Genomic DNA, 18,248 nt, shown 5'->3' on the forward strand with positions numbered 1-18,248 from the left:
GCGCGAACGGCGCGGGTGGCGCGGGTGGCGCCAACCCCGAGAAGGACCTGAGCGCCTCGAACCTCCCGGGCCAGCGCGGCCAGGGCGGCGAGGAGATCCGCGTCCAGCGCGGCATGTTCGGCGCGAACAACGGCGGCGACACCTCCGGCTACGGCGGCCTGGTCCGCTCGGTCCGCCTCCCGGGACCGGCGACCCGCCCCTACGGCGGCTGGTTCGACGAGGTCGCCGACGAGCTGGAGGGGGCCCTGGAGGAACAGGGCCTGCTGCCCGAGAACGCCATCGAGCGGACGGTCGTCGACCGCGACGAGCTGACCTTCCACATCGAGCGCGAGCACCTGGTCCGTGTCGCCCGCACCCTGCGCGACGACCCGGCCCTGCGCTTCGAGCTGTGCACCGGCGTCAGCGGCGTGCACTACCCGAACGACAAGGGCCGCGAGCTGCACGCCGTCTACCACCTGCGCTCGATCACCCACAACCGGGTGATCCGCCTGGAGGTCAGCTGCCCCGACAGCGACCCGCACATCCCGTCGCTGTTCTCGGTGTATCCGACCAACGACTGGCACGAGCGCGAGACGTACGACTTCTTCGGCATCGTCTTCGACGGCCACCCCGCCCTGACCCGGATCATGATGCCGGACGACTGGCAGGGCCATCCGCAGCGCAAGGACTACCCCCTCGGCGGCATCCCCGTCGAGTACAAGGGCGCCCAGATCCCGGCTCCGGACCAGCGGAGGTCGTACTCATGAGCACTTCGCACGCCTCCCCTCGGGAGACCACCGAAGGCACCGTCTACACGGTCACCGGCGGCGACTGGGACGAGGTCGTCCAGTCCGCGGCCCGCGCCGACGACGAGCGCATCGTCGTCAACATGGGCCCGCAGCACCCGTCCACGCACGGCGTGCTCCGCCTGATCCTGGAGATCGAGGGCGAGACCGTCACCGAGGCCCGCTGCGGCATCGGCTACCTCCACACCGGCATCGAGAAGAACCTCGAGTACCGGACGTGGACGCAGGGCACCACGTTCGTGACGCGCATGGACTACCTGACGCCGTTCTTCAACGAGACGGCGTACTGCCTCGGCGTCGAGAAGCTCCTCGGCATCGAGGACCAGATCCCGGACCGCGCCTCGGTCATCCGTGTGCTCCTGATGGAGCTGAACCGGTTGTCCTCGCACCTGGTCTGCATCGCCACCGGCGGCATGGAACTCGGCGCCACCACGATCATGATCTACGGCTTCCGTGATCGTGAACTCATTCTCGACATCTACGAGCTGATCACCGGCCTGCGGATGAACCACGCGTACATCCGCCCCGGCGGCCTCGCCCAGGACCTGCCGCCCGGCGCGGTGGACCAGATCCGCGAGTTCGTGAAGAAGATGAAGAAGAACCTCCCGGAGTACGACAAGCTCGCCACCGGGAACCCCATCTTCAAGGCCCGCATGCAGGACATCGGCTACCTCGACCTGGCCGGCTGCATGGCCCTCGGCGCCACGGGCCCGATCCTGCGCTCCACCGGCCTGCCGCACGACCTGCGCAAGGCCCAGCCGTACTGCGGCTACGAGACGTACGACTTCGACGTCCCGACCGCCGACACCTGCGACTCCTACGGCCGCTTCCTGATCCGCCTGGAGGAGATGCGCCAGTCGCTCAGGATCATCGAGCAGTGCCTGGACCGGCTCCAGCCCGGACCGGTCATGGTCGCCGACAAGAAGATCGCCTGGCCCGCCCAGCTCGCCCTGGGCCCCGACGGGCTCGGCAACTCCCTCGACCACATCAAGAAGATCATGGGCACCTCCATGGAGGCCCTGATCCACCACTTCAAGCTGGTCACCGAGGGCTTCCGCGTCCCGCCGGGACAGGCCTACGCGGCGGTCGAGTCGCCCAAGGGCGAACTCGGGGTGCACGTCGTGTCCGACGGCGGTACCCGCCCCTACCGGGTCCACTTCCGCGACCCGTCCTTCACCAACCTGCAGGCGATGGCGGCGATGTGCGAGGGCGGCCAGGTCGCCGACGTCATCGTCGCCGTCGCGTCCATCGACCCCGTGATGGGAGGCGTCGACCGGTGACCACTTCGTCTTCCGAGCGGGGCGTCGGCCTGGGCATGCCCGAACTGCCCCCACCCGCCTACCCGGACGACGTCCGGGCCCGGCTGGAGACCGACGCGCGCGAGATCATCGCCCGCTACCCGGACTCCCGCTCCGCCCTCCTGCCGCTGCTGCACCTGGTTCAGTCGGAGGAGGGGCACGTCACGCGCACCGGCATGCGCTTCTGCGCGGACGTGCTCGGCCTGACCACGGCCGAGGTCACCGCCGTCGCGACCTTCTACACCATGTACCGGCGCAAGCCGAGCGGTGACTACCAGGTCGGGGTGTGCACCAACACCCTGTGCGCCGTCATGGGCGGGGACGCGATCTTCGAGGAGCTCCAGGAGCACCTCGGCGTCGGCAACGGCGAGACCACCGGCGACGGCAAGGTCACCCTGGAGCACATCGAGTGCAACGCGGCCTGCGACTTCGCGCCGGTGGTGATGGTCAACTGGGAGTTCTTCGACAACCAGACCCCCGCCAGCGCCAAGCGCCTCGTCGACGACCTGCGGGCCGGACGCCCGGTCACGCCCACGCGCGGGGCGCCGCTGTGCACCTTCAAGGACACCGCCCGGATCCTGGCCGGCTTCCCCGACGAGCGGGACGGCGCCGTGGAGTCCGGGGGAAGCGCGGGACCGGCTTCCCTGATCGGCCTGAAGCTCGCCAAGGGGGAGGCGTCCCCCGCGCGCGTGGTGCACCCGCGCGGTGAGGCCGCGCGCACCGGCGCACCGCACGACCCGTCACCGACGGAGCACTTGAGCTCGCACGACGCGCCGCAGGACACGTCGGCCTCCGACCCGGCCCACCCGGCCGGGCCCGCAGCCGAGGAGGGGGAGTGATGACCTTGGCACCCGAGCTGAAAGACATGAGCCCCGAGAAGCTGCTCGCACCGGTGCTGTCGGCCTTCTGGGACGAGGACAGGTCCTGGACGCTGGACGTGTACCGGCGGCACGACGGCTACGAGGGCCTGCGCAAGGCGCTCGCCATGTCGCCGGACGACGTGATCGCGTACGTCAAGGACTCCGGTCTGCGCGGACGCGGCGGCGCCGGGTTCCCGACGGGCATGAAGTGGCAGTTCATCCCGCAGGGCGATGGAAAGCCGCACTATCTTGTTGTCAACGCCGACGAGTCGGAGCCCGGGACGTGCAAGGACATCCCGCTCCTCTTCGCGAACCCGCACAGCCTCATCGAGGGCATGATCATCGCGTGCTACGCCATCAGGTCGTCGCACGCCTTCATCTATCTGCGGGGTGAAGTCGTCCCCGTGCTGCGGCGGTTGCACTCGGCCGTACGCGAGGCGTACGCGGCGGGCTTCCTCGGCGAGAACATCCTGGACAGCGGACTCGATCTCGACATCACGGTGCACGCGGGCGCGGGCGCGTACATCTGCGGTGAGGAGACCGCACTGCTGGACTCGCTCGAAGGCCGCCGGGGTCAACCGCGGCTCCGTCCCCCCTTCCCTGCCGTCGCGGGCCTCTACGCGTGCCCGACTGTGGTGAACAACGTCGAGTCGATCGCGTCGGTTCCCGCGATCATGAACCGGGGCAAGGAGTGGTTCCGGTCGATGGGGAGCGAGAAGTCGCCCGGCTTCACGCTCTACTCCCTCTCCGGCCACGTCGCCAGCCCCGGTCAGTACGAGGCGCCGCTCGGGATCACGCTCCGCCAGCTCCTGGACATGAGCGGCGGGATGCGCCCGGGGCACCGCCTCAAGTTCTGGACGCCGGGCGGCTCCTCGACCCCGATGTTCACCGACGAGCACCTCGACGTCCCTCTTGACTACGAAGGAGTGGGGGCCGCGGGTTCCATGCTCGGCACAAAAGCCCTCCAGTGCTTCGACGAGACGACCTGCGTGGTCCGCGCCGTCACCCGCTGGACCGAGTTCTACGCCCACGAGTCCTGCGGCAAGTGCACGCCCTGCCGCGAGGGGACGTACTGGCTCGTGCAGCTGCTGCGCGACATCGAGGCCGGCAAGGGACGTATGTCTGACCTCGACAAGCTGAACGACATCGCCGACAACATCAACGGCAAGTCCTTCTGCGCCCTCGGCGACGGCGCCGCCTCGCCGATCTTCTCCTCGCTCAAGTACTTCCGCGAGGAGTACGAGCAGCACATCACGGGCCGGGGCTGCCCCTTCGACCCGGCCAGGTCGACGGCCTGGGCCGACCGCACGGAGGTGAACGCATGACCGTGACCACCAGCTCTCCCTCCGGCGGGGGAGAGGCGGCGGTCCCGCCGGAGGACCTCGTGTCGCTGACGATCGACGGCGCCGAGATCAGCGTGCCCAAGGGCACCCTGGTCATCCGGGCCGCCGAGCAGCTCGGCATCGAGATCCCCCGGTTCTGCGACCACCCCCTCCTGGACCCGGCCGGCGCCTGCCGCCAGTGCATCGTCGAGGTCGAGGGCCAGCGCAAGCCGATGGCCTCCTGCACCATCACCTGCACCGACGGCATGGTCGTCAAGACGCACCTCAGCTCCCCGGTCGCGGAGAAGGCCCAGAAGGGTGTGATGGAGCTCCTGCTCATCAACCACCCGCTGGACTGCCCGGTCTGCGACAAGGGCGGCGAGTGCCCGCTGCAGAACCAGGCCATGTCGCACGGCGACGCCGAGTCCCGCTTCGAGGGCCGCAAGCGGACCTATGAGAAGCCCGTCCCGATCTCCACGCAGGTGCTGCTCGACCGCGAGCGGTGCGTGCTGTGCGCCCGCTGCACCCGGTTCTCCAACCAGGTCGCGGGCGACCCGATGATCGAGCTGATCGAGCGGGGCGCGCTGCAGCAGGTCGGCACCGGTGAGGGCGACCCGTTCGAGTCGTACTTCTCCGGCAACACCATCCAGATCTGTCCCGTGGGAGCGCTGACCTCGGCGGCGTACCGGTTCCGCTCCCGCCCCTTCGACCTGGTCTCCACCCCCTCGGTGTGCGAGCACTGCTCCGGCGGCTGCGCCACGCGCACCGACCACCGGCGCGGCAAGGTCATGCGGCGGCTCGCCGCGAACGACCCCGAGGTCAACGAGGAGTGGATCTGCGACAAGGGGCGGTTCGCCTTCCGGTACGCCCAGCAGCGCGACCGGCTTCAGACGCCTCTGGTGCGCAACGCCGAGGGCGACCTCGAACCGGCCTCCTGGCCCGAGGCGCTGCAGATCGCGGCCCAGGGGCTGCTGGCCTCCCGGGGCCGCACCGGCGTGCTGACCGGCGGCCGCCTCACCGTCGAGGACGCCTACGCGTACAGCAAGTTCGCGCGCGTGGCGCTCGACACCAACGACATCGACTTCCGCGCGCGCGTGCACAGCAGCGAGGAGGCCGACTTCCTCGCCGCGCAGATCGCCGGGCGCGGCCGGGACCTCGACGGCACGGGCGTCACGTACACCGCGCTGGAGAAGGCGCCGGCCGTCCTGCTGGTCGGGTTCGAGGCGGAGGAGGAGGCACCCGGCGTCTTCCTGCGGCTGCGCAAGGCCTGGCGCAAGCACGGGCAGAAGACCTTCTCGCTCGCCACGCACACCACGCGGGGCCTGGAGAAGGCCGGCGGCACGCTGCTGCCGGCGGCTCCCGGCACCGAGACCGAGTGGCTGGACGCGCTGGCGAGCGGGGCCGGTCTGGAGGGCGACGGTGCGCTCGCCGCCGAGGCGCTGCGCGCCGAGGGCGCGCTGATCGTCGTCGGCGAGCGGCTGGCCGCCGTGGCCGGTGGTCTGACCGCCGCCGTCCGCACCGCCGCCGCGACCGGAGCCCGGCTGGTGTGGATCCCGCGCCGCGCCGGAGAGCGCGGTGCCGTCGAGGCGGGTGCGCTGCCGTCGCTGCTGCCGGGCGGCCGCCCGGCCACCGACCCGCGCGCGCGGGACGAGGTCGCGGCCGTCTGGGGCGTCGCCGGACTCCCGCACCGCTACGGCCGCGACACCGGCCAGATCGTGGAGGCCGCCGCGACCGGTGCACTCCAGGCGCTGCTGGTGGCGGGCGTGGAGATCGCCGACCTGCCCGACCCGGCACGCGCGCGTGCCGCGCTCGACGAGGTGGGCTTCCTGGTCTCGCTGGAGCTGCGGCCCAGCGAGATCACCCGCAAGGCCGACGTGGTCCTGCCCGTCGCGGCCGTCGCCGAGAAGGCCGGCACCTTCCTCAACTGGGAAGGCCGCGTGCGCTCCTTCGAGGCGGCACTCAAGCCCGACCAGATGACCCGCACGCTGGCGCCCACCGACGCGCGCGTGCTGCAGATGCTCGCCGACGCCATGGACGTCCACCTCGGACTGCCGGATCTGCGCACCGTGCGCGCGGAGATCGACCGGCTCGGCGCCTGGGACGGACCGCGGGCCGGCGAGCCCGAGGAGACCGCGGCCGCGCTGCCCCGCCCGGCCGCCGGGGAGGCCGTGCTCGCCGGGCACCGGCTCCTGCTCGACCAGGGCGTCCTGCAGCAGGGCGACGAGGCCCTCGCCGGCACCCGGCACGCCGCACGCGCGCGTGTGTCGGCCGCCACCGCCGCCGAGGCGGGCGTCAAGGACGGCGACCTCCTCGCGGTCACCGGCCCCGAGGGAGCCGTCGCACTGCCGCTGCAGATCAGCGACATGCCCGACCGGGTGGTGTGGCTGCCGCTGAACTCCACCGGCGGCGGCGTCGCCTCCGGCACCGGGGCGCGGCCCGGCTCCCTCGTCCGCATCGGCCCGGCGACGCTCGCCGGCGAGGCCCCCAAGGAGGTGGAGGCATGAGCCCGTCGTACCTCGCTGCTGAAGACCTCTCGATGTTCGGCACCGACCCCTGGTGGCTGGTCGTCATCAAGGCGGTGTTCTGCTTCGCCTTCCTGATGGTGACCGTGCTGGTCTCCATCGTCATGGAGCGCAAGGTCGTCGCCTGGATGCAGCTGCGCATCGGCCCCAACCGGCACGGCCCCTGGGGCATGCTCCAGTCGCTCGCCGACGGCATCAAGCTGATGCTGAAGGAGGACGTGATCGTCAAGCGCGCGGACAAGGCGGTCTACGTCCTCGCGCCGATCATCGCGGCCATCCCCGCCTTCATGGCGATCGCGGTGATCCCCTTCGGTCCGGCCGGCAACGAGATCTCGATCTTCGGCCAGCGCACCACGATGCAGCTCACCGACCTGCCGATCGCGATGCTCTACATCCTCGCGGTCGCCTCGGTCGGCATCTACGGCATCGTCCTGGCGGGCTGGAGCTCCGGTTCGACCTACCCGCTGCTGGGCGGCCTGCGCTCCTGCGCGCAGATGATCTCCTACGAGATCGCGATGGGCGCCGCCTTCGCCTCCGTGTTCCTCTACTCCGGGTCGATGTCGACGTCGACGATCGTGGAGGGGCAGACCGACCGCTGGTACATCCTGCTGCTGCCGGTCTCCTTCATCCTCTACATCGTCACCATGGTCGGCGAGACCAACCGCGCCCCCTTCGACATGCCGGAGTCCGAGGGCGACCTGGTCGGCGGCTTCAACACCGAGTACTCGTCGATCAAGTTCGCGATGTTCATGCTCGCCGAGTACGTCAACATGGTGACCGTCTCGGCCGTCGCCACCACGCTCTTCCTCGGCGGCTGGCGGGCCCCCTGGCCCGTCAGCACCTTCTGGGAGGGCGCCAACCACGGCTGGTGGCCGCTGCTGTGGTTCACCGTCAAGGTCCAGCTGCTGCTGTTCATGTTCATCTGGATCCGCGGCACCCTCCCGCGCGTCCGCTACGACCAGCTGATGAAGCTCGGCTGGAAGGTCCTCATCCCGGTCTCGCTGGTGTGGCTGATGCTCGTCGCGACCGTCCGGGCCCTGCGCAACGAGGGCTACGACTTCGCCGACATCGCCCTCTACGTCGGCGGTGCCGTGCTCGCCCTGCTGCTGCTCTCCTTCGTCGCGGACATGTTCCGCGAGAGGACCAGGCAGGCCGAGCAGCCGGCCGAGGCCCCGGCCGCCTTCGACCCGATGGCGGGCGGATTCCCCGTACCGCCCCTGCCGGGACAGGAACTTCCGCCGGTTCCGCGACGGCCCTCGCGCCGTGAGCGGGAGCTGATTGTCAGTGGTGGGACCGATACTCACAGTGACGGATCTGTGGGCGGATCTACGGATGGAAAGGAGGCGTCCGATGGCTGAGGAACTCGAGCGTTCGCAGGCCGAGGAACCGAAGGACACCAAGCCCGGGTTCATGAACCCGGTGGCCGGCTTCGGCGTGACCTTCAAGGCCATGTTCAAGAAGCGGCTGACCGAGCAGTACCCCGAGCAGCCGAAGACCACGGCCCCGCGCTTCCACGGACGGCACCAGCTCAACCGCCATCCGGACGGCCTGGAGAAGTGCGTCGGCTGCGAGCTGTGCGCCTGGGCCTGTCCCGCCGACGCGATCTACGTCGAGGGCGCGGACAACACCGACGAGGAGCGCTACTCGCCGGGCGAGCGGTACGGGCGCGTGTACCAGATCAACTACGCCCGCTGCATCCTGTGCGGCCTGTGCATCGAGGCGTGCCCCACCCGCGCGCTCACGATGACCAACGAGTTCGAGCTGGCCGACTCCAGCCGCGCCAACCTCATCTACACCAAGGAGCAGCTGCTCGCGGGCCTGGAGGAGGGCATGGTCGACACGCCCCACGCCATCTACCCGGGCACGGACGAACAGGACTACTACCGGGGCCTGGTGACGGAAGCCGCCCCCGGTACCGAGCGCCAGGTCGCCCACTCCAGGGGCGAGGTGGTGCAGGAGGCCGACTCGACCTTCGGCGGGAGCGAGCCGGCGTCGGAGAAGGTGATCGGCCGATGACCGCCCAGCTCGCCGCCTACTCCACCTCCACCGGAGAGGCCGTCCAGTTCTGGATCCTCGGCACCGTCGCGGTGATCGGCGCCCTGTGCACCATCCTGATGAGGCGGGCCGTGCACAGCGCGCTGTGCCTCGCCGGGACCATGATCATCCTGGCGGTGTTCTACCTCGCCAACGGCGCCTACTTCCTGGGCGTCGTCCAGATCGTCGTCTACACCGGCGCGATCATGATGCTGTTCCTGTTCGTGGTGATGCTCGTCGGCGTCACCGCGGCGGACTCCCTGAAGGAGACCATCAAGGGCCAGCGCTGGCTGGCCCTGCTGTGCGGGCTCGGGTTCGGCGTCCTGCTGATCGCCGGGATCGGCAACGCGTCCCTGAGGGAGTTCAACGGCATCGGCCAGGCGAACGCCGGCGGCAACGTGGAAGGCATCGCCGCCCTCATCTTCACCAAGTACGTCTTCGCGTTCGAGATCACCGGCGCCCTGCTCATCACGGCCGCGGTCGGCGCCATGGTGCTCACCCACCGCGAGCGCACCGAGCGCGCCAAGACCCAGCGCGAACTCGCCGAGGAGCGCGTGCGCAAGGGCACGTACCTCCCGCCGCTGCCGGCGCCCGGTGTCTACGCCCGGCACAACGCGGTCGACATCGCGGGCCTGCTGCCCGACGGCACCCCCTCCGACCTCACCGTCAGCAAGACGCTGCGCGAGCGGGGCCAGGTGAGGGACGTGTCGCGGGAGGCGCTCAACGACCTGCGGGCCCTGGAGCAGCGGGCCGAGGAGCGCCTGGAGCGCAACGCCGTCGAGCCGGCCACGTTCAAGCGGCCCGAGGAGGCATCGAAGTGAACCCGGTCAACTACCTCTATCTCGCGGCCCTGCTGTTCACGATCGGCGCCACCGGAGTGCTGATCAGGCGCAACGCGATCGTCGTGTTCATGTGCATCGAGCTCATGCTCAACGCCTGCAACCTCGCGTTCGTCGCCTTCTCCCGGATGCACGGCAACCTCGACGGCCAGATCATCGCCTTCTTCACGATGGTCGTCGCCGCCGCGGAGGTCGTGGTGGGGCTCGCGATCATCGTGTCCCTGTTCCGTGCCCGCCACTCGGCCTCGGTCGACGACGCCAGCCTGATGAAGCTGTAAGGGGTCGGGAGAATCGTGGAGAACCTGATTGCGCTGCTGGTCGCGGCGCCCCTGCTCGGAGCGGCGGTCCTGCTGTGCGGCGGACGCCGGCTGGACGCCGTCGGTCACTGGCTCGGCACCCTGCTCGCGGCCGTCTCCTTCGTGCTCGGCCTGGTGCTGTTCAGCGACATGCTGGCTCAGGACGCCGACCAGCGCGTCATGAGCCAGCACCTGTTCAGCTGGATCCCCGTCGAGGGCTTCCAGGCGGACGTCGCCTTCCAGCTCGACCAGTTGTCCATGACGTTCGTCCTGCTGATCACGGGCGTCGGATCGCTGATCCACCTGTACTCCGTCGGGTACATGGAGCACGACGAGCGGCGCCGCCGCTTCTTCGGCTATCTGAACCTGTTCCTCGCGGCGATGCTGATCCTCGTCCTCGCCGACAACTACCTGCTGCTGTACGTCGGCTGGGAGGGCGTCGGTCTCGCCTCCTACCTGCTGATCGGCTTCTGGCAGCACAAGCCCAGCGCCGCCACGGCCGCGAAGAAGGCCTTCCTGGTCAACCGCGTCGGCGACATGGGCCTGTCCATCGCGATCATGCTGATGTTCCTGTGGTTCGGCACCTTCGCCTTCGGGCCGGTGCTCGGCAGCCACGAGGAGGCCGGACTCGCCGGTGCCGCCGGTGAGGACAAGCTGACCGCGATCGCCCTGATGCTGCTCCTCGCCGCCTGCGGCAAGTCCGCCCAGGTGCCGCTGCAGTCCTGGCTCGGGGACGCGATGGAGGGCCCGACCCCGGTCTCGGCCCTCATCCACGCCGCGACCATGGTGACCGCGGGCGTCTACCTGATCGTCCGCTCCGGAGCCGTCTTCAACGGCGCCCCGGACGCGCAGCTGGTCGTCACGATCGTCGGCGCGGTCACGCTCCTGTTCGGTGCGATCGTCGGTTGCGCCAAGGACGACATCAAGAAGGCCCTGGCCGGTTCGACCATGTCGCAGATCGGCTACATGATCCTCGCCGCGGGCCTCGGCCCCATCGGCTACGTCTTCGCGATCATGCACCTGGTGACGCACGGCTTCTTCAAGGCCGGCCTGTTCCTCGGCGCCGGTTCGGTCATGCACGGCATGAACGACGAGGTGGACATGCGCCGTTACGGCGGCCTGCGCAAGTACATGCCGGTCACCTTCGTCACCTTCGGCCTCGGCTACCTGGCGATCATCGGCTTCCCGGGCCTGTCCGGCTTCTTCTCCAAGGACAAGATCATCGAGGCGGCGTTCGCCAAGGGCGGCACCGAGGGCTGGATCCTCGGCGCGTGCGCCCTGCTCGGCGCGGCCATCACCGCGTTCTACATGACGCGCGTGATGCTGATGACCTTCTTCGGCGAGGAGCGCTGGCGGCACGCGCCGACCCCGTCCCCGGCCGAGCCGGACGTGGAGCCCGCGGCCGAGACACGCGGCGAGTACACCCCGCCGCACCCGCACGAGTCGCCCAAGGTCATGACGATTCCCATGATCGTGCTGGCCGTCGGGTCGGTGGCGGGCGGCGCGTTCTTCAGCATCGGCGACCGGTTCCTGCACTGGCTGGAGCCGATCACCGGGCACGACCACGGCCACCCGCCGGTCAGCGCCCTCACGGTCACGTTGTCCACGGTCGCCGTGATGGTCATCGGCGTCGCCCTCGCCTGGGCGCAGTACGGCCGCCGCCCGGTCCCGGCCGTCGCCCCGCGCGGCTCGCTGCTCACCCGGGCCGCCCGCCGCGACCTGCTCCAGGACGACTTCAACCACGTCGTCCTGGTCCGCGGCGGGGAGCACCTCACGCGGTCCCTGGTCTACGTCGACCACACCCTGGTCGACGGCGTCGTCAACGGCACGGCGGCCTCGGTCGGCGGCCTCTCCGGGCGGATGCGCAGGCTGCAGAACGGCTTCGCCCGCTCCTACGCGGTCTCGATGTTCGGCGGCGCCGCGGTCATCGTCGCCGCGACCCTGCTGATGAGGGCGGTCTGATACCGATGTCCTTTCCTCTGCTGACAGCGACAGCGGCGCTCCCGGCCATCGGGGCGATCGCCACGGCCGCCGTACCGGCCGCGAAGCGCACCGCCGCCAAGTGGCTGGCGCTGCTCTTCTCGCTCGCCACGCTCGTCCTGGCGATCGTCGTCCTGGTCCGCTTCGACCCGGGCGGCGACCGCTACCAGCTCACCGAGTCCCACGCCTGGATCGCCGACTTCGGCGTCCGCTACGAACTGGGCGTGGACGGCATCGGGGTGGCGCTCATCGCGCTGACCGCCCTGCTCATCCCGTTCATCATCCTCGCGGGCTGGCACGACGCCGACCCGCTGGAGACCGGCAGCAGCCGGTGGCGGCCGACGCAGGGCTTCTTCGCGCTGATCCTGGCCGTCGAGGCGATGGTGATCCTCTCCTTCGAGGCCACCGACGTCTTCCTCTTCTACATCTTCTTCGAAGCCATGCTGATCCCGATGTACTTCCTCATCGGCGGCTTCGGGGACCGTGCCCACGAGCACGGGGAGAAGGCGGCGGCGACGCAACGCTCGTACGCGGCGGTGAAGTTCCTCCTCTACAACCTGGCCGGCGGCCTGATCATGCTGGCCGCGGTGATCGGCCTGTACGTGGTCGCCGGGAACTTCTCGCTCCAGGAGATCTCCGAGGCCCGGGCCAACGGCACGCTGGACATGGCGACCAGCACCGAACGCTGGCTGTTCCTCGGCTTCTTCTTCGCCTTCGCCGTGAAGGCGCCGCTGTGGCCGCTGCACACGTGGCTGCCCAACGCGATGCAGGAGTCGACGGCCCCGGTCGCGGTCCTCATCACGGCGGTCGTCGACAAAGTCGGCACCTTCGCGATGCTCCGCTTCTGCCTCCAGCTCTTCCCGGAGGCCAGCAAGTGGGCCACGCCCGTGATCCTCGTCCTCGCCCTGATCAGCATCATCTACGGGGCGCTGCTCGCGGTCGGCCAGCGGGACATCAAGCGCCTGGTGGCGTACGCGTCGATCTCCCACTTCGGTTTCATCATCATGGGCATCTTCGCGATGACCAGCCAGGGCCAGTCCGGCGCGACGCTCTACATGATCAACCACGGCATCTCGACGGCCGCGCTGATGCTGGTCGCGGGCTTCCTGATCTCCCGGCGCGGCTCGCGGCTCATCGCCGACTACGGCGGGGTGCAGAAGGTCGCCCCGGTGCTCGCCGGCACGTTCCTGATCGGCAGCCTCGCGACGCTCTCCCTGCCGGGACTGGCGCCGTTCGTCAGTGAGTTCCTCGTCCTGGTGGGCACGTTCACGCGCTACCCGGTCATCGGCATCATCGCCACCTTCGGCATCGTCCTCGCCGCGCTCTACACCCTCGTCCTCTATCAGCGGACGATGACGGGCCCGGTGAAACCCGAGGTCAGCGCCATGCCCGATCTCAGGGTGCGGGAACTCGTGGTGGTCGCCCCGCTGGTCGTGCTGCTGATCTTCCTGGGCGTCTACCCGAAGCCCGTCACGGACATCGTCAACCCCGCGGTGGAGCAGACCATGTCCGACGTTCAGAAGAAGGACCCCCAGCCCGAGGTGGAGGCGGCCAAGTGAGCGCATCAGCCGTCCACAGCCTGTGGACAACCGCGGCCGACCCGATCACCAAGATCGACGCGCCGACGTTCGAGTACGGCCAGCTGGCGCCCACCCTGATCGTCGTGGGAGCGGCGATCGTCGGGATCCTGGTCGAGGCGTTCGTGCCGCGCACATCCCGCTATTACGTTCAGATGTTCGTCTCCGTCGTCGCCCTGGCGGCCGCGTTCGCCGCGGTCGTCGCCCTCGCGGCCGACGGGTACGGCACGACCAAGGCGCGCATCGCGGCGATGGGCGCGATCGCCGTCGACGGACCGGCCCTGTTCCTGCAGGGCACGATCCTGCTCGCGGCCCTGGTCGGCCTGTTCACCTTCGCCGAGCGGCGCCTGGACCCGGTGGTCCACGGGAACCGGGTGGACTCCTTCGCCGCGCAGGCCGCGTCCGTGCCGGGCAGCGAGAGCGAGAAGGCCGCGGTCAAGGCCGGGTTCACCACCACCGAGGTGTTCCCGCTGCTGATGTTCGCCGTGGCCGGCATGCTGATCTTCCCGGCGGCCAACGACCTGCTGACGCTGTTCGTCGCCCTGGAGGTCTTCTCCCTCCCGCTGTACCTGCTGTGCGCCCTGGCCCGCCGCAAGCGGCTGATGTCCCAGGAGGCGGCGGTCAAGTACTTCCTGCTCGGCGCGTTCGCCTCCGCGTTCACCCTGTTCGGCATCGCGCTGCTGTACGGCTACGCGGGCTCGATGTCGTACGCGACGATCGCGCAGGTCGTCGACGGCACCGTGCAGGACGTCAACCCGGCGCTCGCCGACACCATGGGCAACGACGCGCTGCTGCTGGTCGGTGCCGCGCTGCTGGTGATGGGCCTGCTGTTCAAGGTGGGCGCGGTGCCGTTCCACATGTGGACCCCGGACGTCTACCAGGGCGCGCCTACCCCGGTGACCGGCTTCATGGCTGCGGCGACCAAGGTGGCGGCCTTCGGCGCGCTGCTGCGGGTGCTGTACGTCGTCCTGCCGGGCCTGCGCTGGGACTGGCGGCCGGTGATGTGGGCCGTGGCGATCGTCACCATGCTGGGCGGTGCGATCGTGGCGATCACGCAGACCGACATCAAGCGACTGCTGGCCTACTCGTCGATCGCGCACGCCGGGTTCATCCTCGCGGGTGTCATCGCGACCACGCCCGACGGCGTCTCGTCCGTCCTCTTCTACCTGGCCGCGTACTCGTTCGTGACGATCGGCGCCTTCGCGGTGGTCACACTGGTGCGTGACGCGGGTGGTGAGGCGACGCACCTGTCCAAGTGGGCGGGGCTCGGCCGCCGCTCGCCGCTGGTGGCGGCCGTGTTCGCGGTGTTCCTGCTGGCCTTCGCGGGCATTCCGCTGACGTCCGGCTTCTCGGGCAAGTTCGCCGTGTTCAAGGCGGCGGCGGAGGGCGGGGCCGCCCCGCTCGTCGTCATCGGTGTGATCTCGTCGGCGATCGCGGCGTTCTTCTACATCCGCGTCATCGTGCTGATGTTCTTCAGTGAGCCGCGGCCGGAGGGCCCGACGGTGGCGGTGCCGTCGCCCCTGACGATGACGGCGATCGGCGTCGGGGTGGCGGTCACGCTGGTGCTCGGTGTGGCGCCGCAGTACTTCCTGGATCTGGCGGGGCAGGCGGGCGTGTTCGTCCGCTGAGGCCCCCTCGTGCACGGGGTGCGTGCAGGGGACCCGGTCTTCTTTGGAGGCCGGGTCCCCTCGCGTGTGCGCGGGGCAGCCGTCAGGGGCACTGCACCCGGGGGTTCCAGGGGTGGAAGGCGCCCCTGGGGTTGTCCTTGAAGATCCAGGCGTGCAGCGTGTAGACGACGCCCAGACCGGGGATCTCCTCCGGCCCGTCGAAGTGCCGGTCGCCGAACATCACCGGACGGTCCCGGTCCGTCTCCACCTTCTGGTCGGCGTCCCGGACGATCCACTCCACGGCCCCGGCACGGAGCTTGCCATGCCTGTCCTTGTGGTAGACGATCGCGGCCGGCTTCACCGGATCGGTGGAGTTGATCAGCCGCTGCTTGACGTAGTGGTAGCCCATGCCGCCCTGACCGGGCAGGGCGGTGCACGGCCCGGCGGGCCGGTAGCCGTCTCCCATGGCGCGCTTCACGTGCTGGTAGTGGCGGGTGGCGGCGTACGTCTGGATGAGCTCGGGCTCCGATTCGTGGCCGTGTCCGGTGCCGTGGGCGGGAGCGGCGGCGAGGGCGAGCGCGGTGGTCAGGGCGAGGGCGCCGGCGGCCTTGAGTGTCTTGCGGGGGGACATGTCGAGTCGCTCCTTGCGGGCAGGGACGCCCGGGGCGGGCGCTCGTCAGGTGGGCGCGGTGGCGCCCGCTGGGGGAGGGGCGGACGGGGGCCGTGAGCCACGGGCCTCACCCGGGCCGCGTGAGCAGCTTCGCCCGGCGGGTGAGGGCGTGCCAGACGGGCCGTCCATTGGGCTGAGTCGAACGGGAGTGTGGACTGTTCCATCCCCTCGGACGGGACCTGTGGATAACTCCGGGGCTGTCGGTGCGGGCGCCTATGGTGGACGCAGTGGTCGAGGCGCGACGCACGGGGGACGCAACGATGGGCGCGACGGGCGGGACGAGTGTGATGACGGAACGGGACACGGTGACCGGTACCGGTACCGGCGAAGGGCCGGGTGCCGACGGTGGCCTGGCCGGGGCGCTCGGAGCCGGCGGCGGATCGGCCGGGGCGCTCGGGGTCGGCGGTGGCTCGGCCGGGCCGCTCGGTGCCGACGCGAGCGAGGCGCTGACCGCGCTGCACCGGGTCTTCGGCTACGGCGCCTTCCGCGGCGAGCAGGAAGCGGTCATCGAGCACGTGATCGCCGGCGGCGACGCCGTCGTGCTCATGCCGACCGGTGGCGGAAAGTCCCTGTGCTACCAGATTCCGTCCCTGGTCAGGCCGGGTACGGGTGTGGTCGTCTCCCCGCTGATCGCCCTGATGCAGGACCAGGTGGACGCGTTGCGGGCCGCGGGCGTGCGGGCCGGGTTCATGAACTCCACGCAGGACTTCGACGAGCGCCGGACGGTGGAGGCCGAGTTCCTCGCCGGCGAGCTGGACCTGCTGTACCTGGCGCCCGAGCGGCTGCGGCTGGAGAGCACCCTCAATCTGCTCTCGCGCGGCAAGATCTCCCTCTTCGCGATCGACGAGGCGCACTGCGTCTCCCAGTGGGGCCACGACTTCCGGCCCGACTACCTGGCGCTGTCGCTGCTCGGCGAGCGCTGGCCGGACGTCCCGCGCGTCGCGCTCACGGCGACCGCCACCCGTGCGACGCACCGGGAAATCACCGAGCGGCTCAACATGCCGGCGGCCCGCCACTTCGTGGCCAGCTTCGACCGGCCCAACATCCAGTACCGGATCGTGCCCAAGGCCGACCCGAAGAAGCAGCTGCTTGCCTTCCTGCGCGAGGAGCACGCGGGCGACGCGGGCATCGTCTACTGCCTGTCGCGCAACTCCGTGGAGAAGACCGCCGAGTTCCTCAGCCGCAACGGCATCGAGGCCGTGCCCTACCACGCGGGCCTGGACGCGGGGACGCGCGCGGCCCACCAGTCCCGCTTCCTCCGGGAGGACGGCCTGGTCGTGGTGGCGACCATCGCCTTCGGCATGGGCATCGACAAGCCGGACGTGCGTTTCGTCGCCCACCTCGACCTGCCCAAGTCGGTCGAGGGCTACTACCAGGAGACCGGCCGGGCCGGTCGCGACGGGCTGCCGTCGACGGCCTGGATGGCCTACGGGCTCAACGACGTCATCCAGCAGCGCAAGCTGATCCAGTCCGGCGAGGGCGACGAGGCCTTCCGGCGGCGGGCCCAGGCCCACCTCGACTCGATGCTGGCGCTGTGCGAGACGGCCCAGTGCCGCCGGAGCCAGCTCCTCGCCTACTTCGGCCAGGACCCGGACCCGGCCGGCTGCGGCAACTGCGACACATGCCTGACCCCGCCGGAGACCTGGGACGGCACGGTCGCGGCGCAGAAGGTGCTGTCGACGGTGGTGCGGCTGCAGCGCGAGCGCGGGCAGAAGTTCGGCGCGGTGCAGATCGTCGACATCCTGCTGGGCAAGCGCACCGCCAAGGTCATCCAGTTCGACCACGACCAGCTGTCGGTCTTCGGCATCGGCGAGGACCTGACCGAGGGCGAATGGCGAGGTGTCATACGGCAGTTGCTGGCGCAGGGGCTGCTCGCGGTGGAGGGCGAGTACGGCACGCTGGTGCTGACCGAGGCCAGCGGGGCGGTGCTGCGGCGGGAGCGGGAGGTGCCGCTGCGCAAGGAGCCGAAGAAGCCGGCGACCTCCCGGTCGGGCTCCTCGTCCTCCGGCTCAGGGCGGAGCGAGCGCAAGGCCAGGACGGCCGCGGCCGAGCTGCCCGAGGGGCTGCTGCCGGCGTTCGAGGCCCTGCGCGCCTGGCGGGCCGAACAGGCTCGCGAGCAGGGCGTTCCGGCGTACGTCATCTTCCACGACGCGACGCTGCGGGAGATCGCCCTGGCGTGGCCCACGTCGGTGAGCGAGCTGGGCGGCATCAGCGGGGTCGGCGAGAAGAAGCGCGCGACGTACGGGGAGGGTGTGCTGGAGGTGCTCGCCTCCCTGGGCGGACCCCCCGGGGCGGCTCCGGCGGCCGGCCCGGCTCCGGGACAGGCACCCGGCCAGGACACGCACGGGCCGGACGACTGGCCCGAGATGGACGCGGAGCCGGAGCCCGACGACTGGATATAGGGCCGGGCTCCGGCCGGGGGCCTTGCGTCCGGCGCGGACTTCGGCCGGGCGGTGCG

At 70.4% G+C, this 18,248-nt stretch carries 14 protein-coding genes; 13 read left to right on the forward strand and 1 reads right to left on the reverse strand.

Annotated features, from left to right (window positions below):
- The 12 genes from RIN80_RS20535 to nuoN form a co-directional block, all read left to right on the forward strand.
- Nucleotides 1-746 (forward strand): NADH-quinone oxidoreductase subunit C (locus RIN80_RS20535; protein WP_375141750.1); only part of this gene is annotated, 746 nt, incomplete at its 5' end.
- A complete protein-coding gene (locus RIN80_RS20540) occupies nt 743-2,065 on the forward strand; it encodes an NADH-quinone oxidoreductase subunit D (protein WP_309097088.1) in 1,323 nt (440 codons plus the stop codon). The genes RIN80_RS20535 and RIN80_RS20540, both read left to right, overlap by 4 nt.
- Nucleotides 2,062-2,922 carry an NADH-quinone oxidoreductase subunit NuoE gene (gene nuoE / locus RIN80_RS20545; protein ID WP_309097089.1) on the forward strand — a complete coding sequence of 287 codons (861 nt, stop codon included), beginning with the start codon at nt 2,062-2,064 and terminating at the stop codon, nt 2,920-2,922. The genes RIN80_RS20540 and nuoE overlap by 4 nt, the downstream gene beginning before the upstream one ends.
- Nucleotides 2,922-4,268, forward strand: a complete 1,347-nt coding sequence (gene nuoF, locus RIN80_RS20550) for an NADH-quinone oxidoreductase subunit NuoF (protein WP_375141752.1) — start codon at nt 2,922-2,924, stop codon at nt 4,266-4,268. The genes nuoE and nuoF overlap by 1 nt, the downstream gene beginning before the upstream one ends.
- Complete coding sequence (locus tag RIN80_RS20555) at nt 4,265-6,769, forward strand: NADH-quinone oxidoreductase subunit G (protein ID WP_309097091.1); 2,505 nt, start codon at nt 4,265-4,267, stop codon at nt 6,767-6,769. Before nuoF ends, RIN80_RS20555 begins: the two co-directional genes overlap by 4 nt.
- Nucleotides 6,766-8,145, forward strand: a complete 1,380-nt coding sequence (gene nuoH / locus RIN80_RS20560; RefSeq protein ID WP_309097092.1) for an NADH-quinone oxidoreductase subunit NuoH — start codon at nt 6,766-6,768, stop codon at nt 8,143-8,145. The genes RIN80_RS20555 and nuoH overlap by 4 nt, the downstream gene beginning before the upstream one ends.
- Entirely contained in the window at nt 8,120-8,803 is a 684-nt protein-coding gene (nuoI, locus tag RIN80_RS20565) for an NADH-quinone oxidoreductase subunit NuoI (protein WP_375141753.1), read from the forward strand. The genes nuoH and nuoI overlap by 26 nt, the downstream gene beginning before the upstream one ends.
- Nucleotides 8,800-9,642 (forward strand): NADH-quinone oxidoreductase subunit J, encoded by an 843-nt coding sequence (locus tag RIN80_RS20570; RefSeq protein ID WP_309097094.1) that lies wholly within the window; start codon nt 8,800-8,802, stop codon nt 9,640-9,642. The genes nuoI and RIN80_RS20570 overlap by 4 nt, the downstream gene beginning before the upstream one ends.
- Entirely contained in the window at nt 9,639-9,938 is a 300-nt protein-coding gene (nuoK, locus tag RIN80_RS20575) for an NADH-quinone oxidoreductase subunit NuoK (protein WP_003992252.1), read from the forward strand. The genes RIN80_RS20570 and nuoK overlap by 4 nt, the downstream gene beginning before the upstream one ends.
- Before the next feature lie 15 nt (nt 9,939-9,953).
- A complete protein-coding gene (gene nuoL / locus RIN80_RS20580) occupies nt 9,954-11,918 on the forward strand; it encodes an NADH-quinone oxidoreductase subunit L (protein ID WP_309097095.1) in 1,965 nt (654 codons plus the stop codon).
- A gap of 5 nt (nt 11,919-11,923) precedes the next feature.
- Complete coding sequence (locus RIN80_RS20585; RefSeq protein ID WP_309097096.1) at nt 11,924-13,495, forward strand: NADH-quinone oxidoreductase subunit M; 1,572 nt, start codon at nt 11,924-11,926, stop codon at nt 13,493-13,495.
- Nucleotides 13,492-15,141 carry an NADH-quinone oxidoreductase subunit NuoN gene (nuoN, locus tag RIN80_RS20590; protein ID WP_309097097.1) on the forward strand — a complete coding sequence of 550 codons (1,650 nt, stop codon included), beginning with the start codon at nt 13,492-13,494 and terminating at the stop codon, nt 15,139-15,141. The genes RIN80_RS20585 and nuoN overlap by 4 nt, the downstream gene beginning before the upstream one ends.
- An 82-nt stretch (nt 15,142-15,223) precedes the next feature.
- Here nuoN and RIN80_RS20595 read toward each other — a convergent pair whose 3' ends face one another.
- Nucleotides 15,224-15,751: a hypothetical protein gene (locus RIN80_RS20595; RefSeq protein WP_309097098.1), complete on the reverse strand. Its 528-nt coding sequence runs from the start codon at nt 15,749-15,751 to the stop codon at nt 15,224-15,226.
- Between the two features lie 326 nt (nt 15,752-16,077).
- Here RIN80_RS20595 and recQ point away from each other — a divergent pair, with 326 nt between their 5' ends.
- Nucleotides 16,078-18,192 carry a DNA helicase RecQ gene (recQ, locus tag RIN80_RS20600; protein ID WP_375141754.1) on the forward strand — a complete coding sequence of 705 codons (2,115 nt, stop codon included), beginning with the start codon at nt 16,078-16,080 and terminating at the stop codon, nt 18,190-18,192.
- The last annotated feature ends 56 nt before the right edge of the window (nt 18,193-18,248 follow it).

Source organism: Streptomyces sp., assembly GCF_031181705.1.
GTDB lineage: Bacteria > Actinomycetota > Actinomycetes > Streptomycetales > Streptomycetaceae > Streptomyces.

What these genes read in the sequence shown, in the direction of transcription:
- RIN80_RS20540 (WP_309097088.1), top strand. Translation starts at nt 743, where the DNA reads ATGAGCACTTCGCACGCCTCCCCTCGGGAGACCACCGAAGGCACCGTC.
- nuoF (WP_375141752.1), top strand. Translation starts at nt 2,922, where the DNA reads ATGACCTTGGCACCCGAGCTGAAAGACATGAGCCCCGAGAAGCTGCTC.
- RIN80_RS20555 (WP_309097091.1), top strand. Translation starts at nt 4,265, where the DNA reads ATGACCGTGACCACCAGCTCTCCCTCCGGCGGGGGAGAGGCGGCGGTC.
- nuoH (WP_309097092.1), top strand. Translation starts at nt 6,766, where the DNA reads ATGAGCCCGTCGTACCTCGCTGCTGAAGACCTCTCGATGTTCGGCACC.
- nuoI (WP_375141753.1), top strand. Translation starts at nt 8,120, where the DNA reads ATGGAAAGGAGGCGTCCGATGGCTGAGGAACTCGAGCGTTCGCAGGCC.
- RIN80_RS20570 (WP_309097094.1), top strand. Translation starts at nt 8,800, where the DNA reads ATGACCGCCCAGCTCGCCGCCTACTCCACCTCCACCGGAGAGGCCGTC.
- RIN80_RS20585 (WP_309097096.1), top strand. Translation starts at nt 11,924, where the DNA reads ATGTCCTTTCCTCTGCTGACAGCGACAGCGGCGCTCCCGGCCATCGGG.
- RIN80_RS20595 (WP_309097098.1), bottom strand. Translation starts at nt 15,751, where the DNA reads ATGTCCCCCCGCAAGACACTCAAGGCCGCCGGCGCCCTCGCCCTGACC.
- recQ (WP_375141754.1), top strand. Translation starts at nt 16,078, where the DNA reads ATGACGGAACGGGACACGGTGACCGGTACCGGTACCGGCGAAGGGCCG.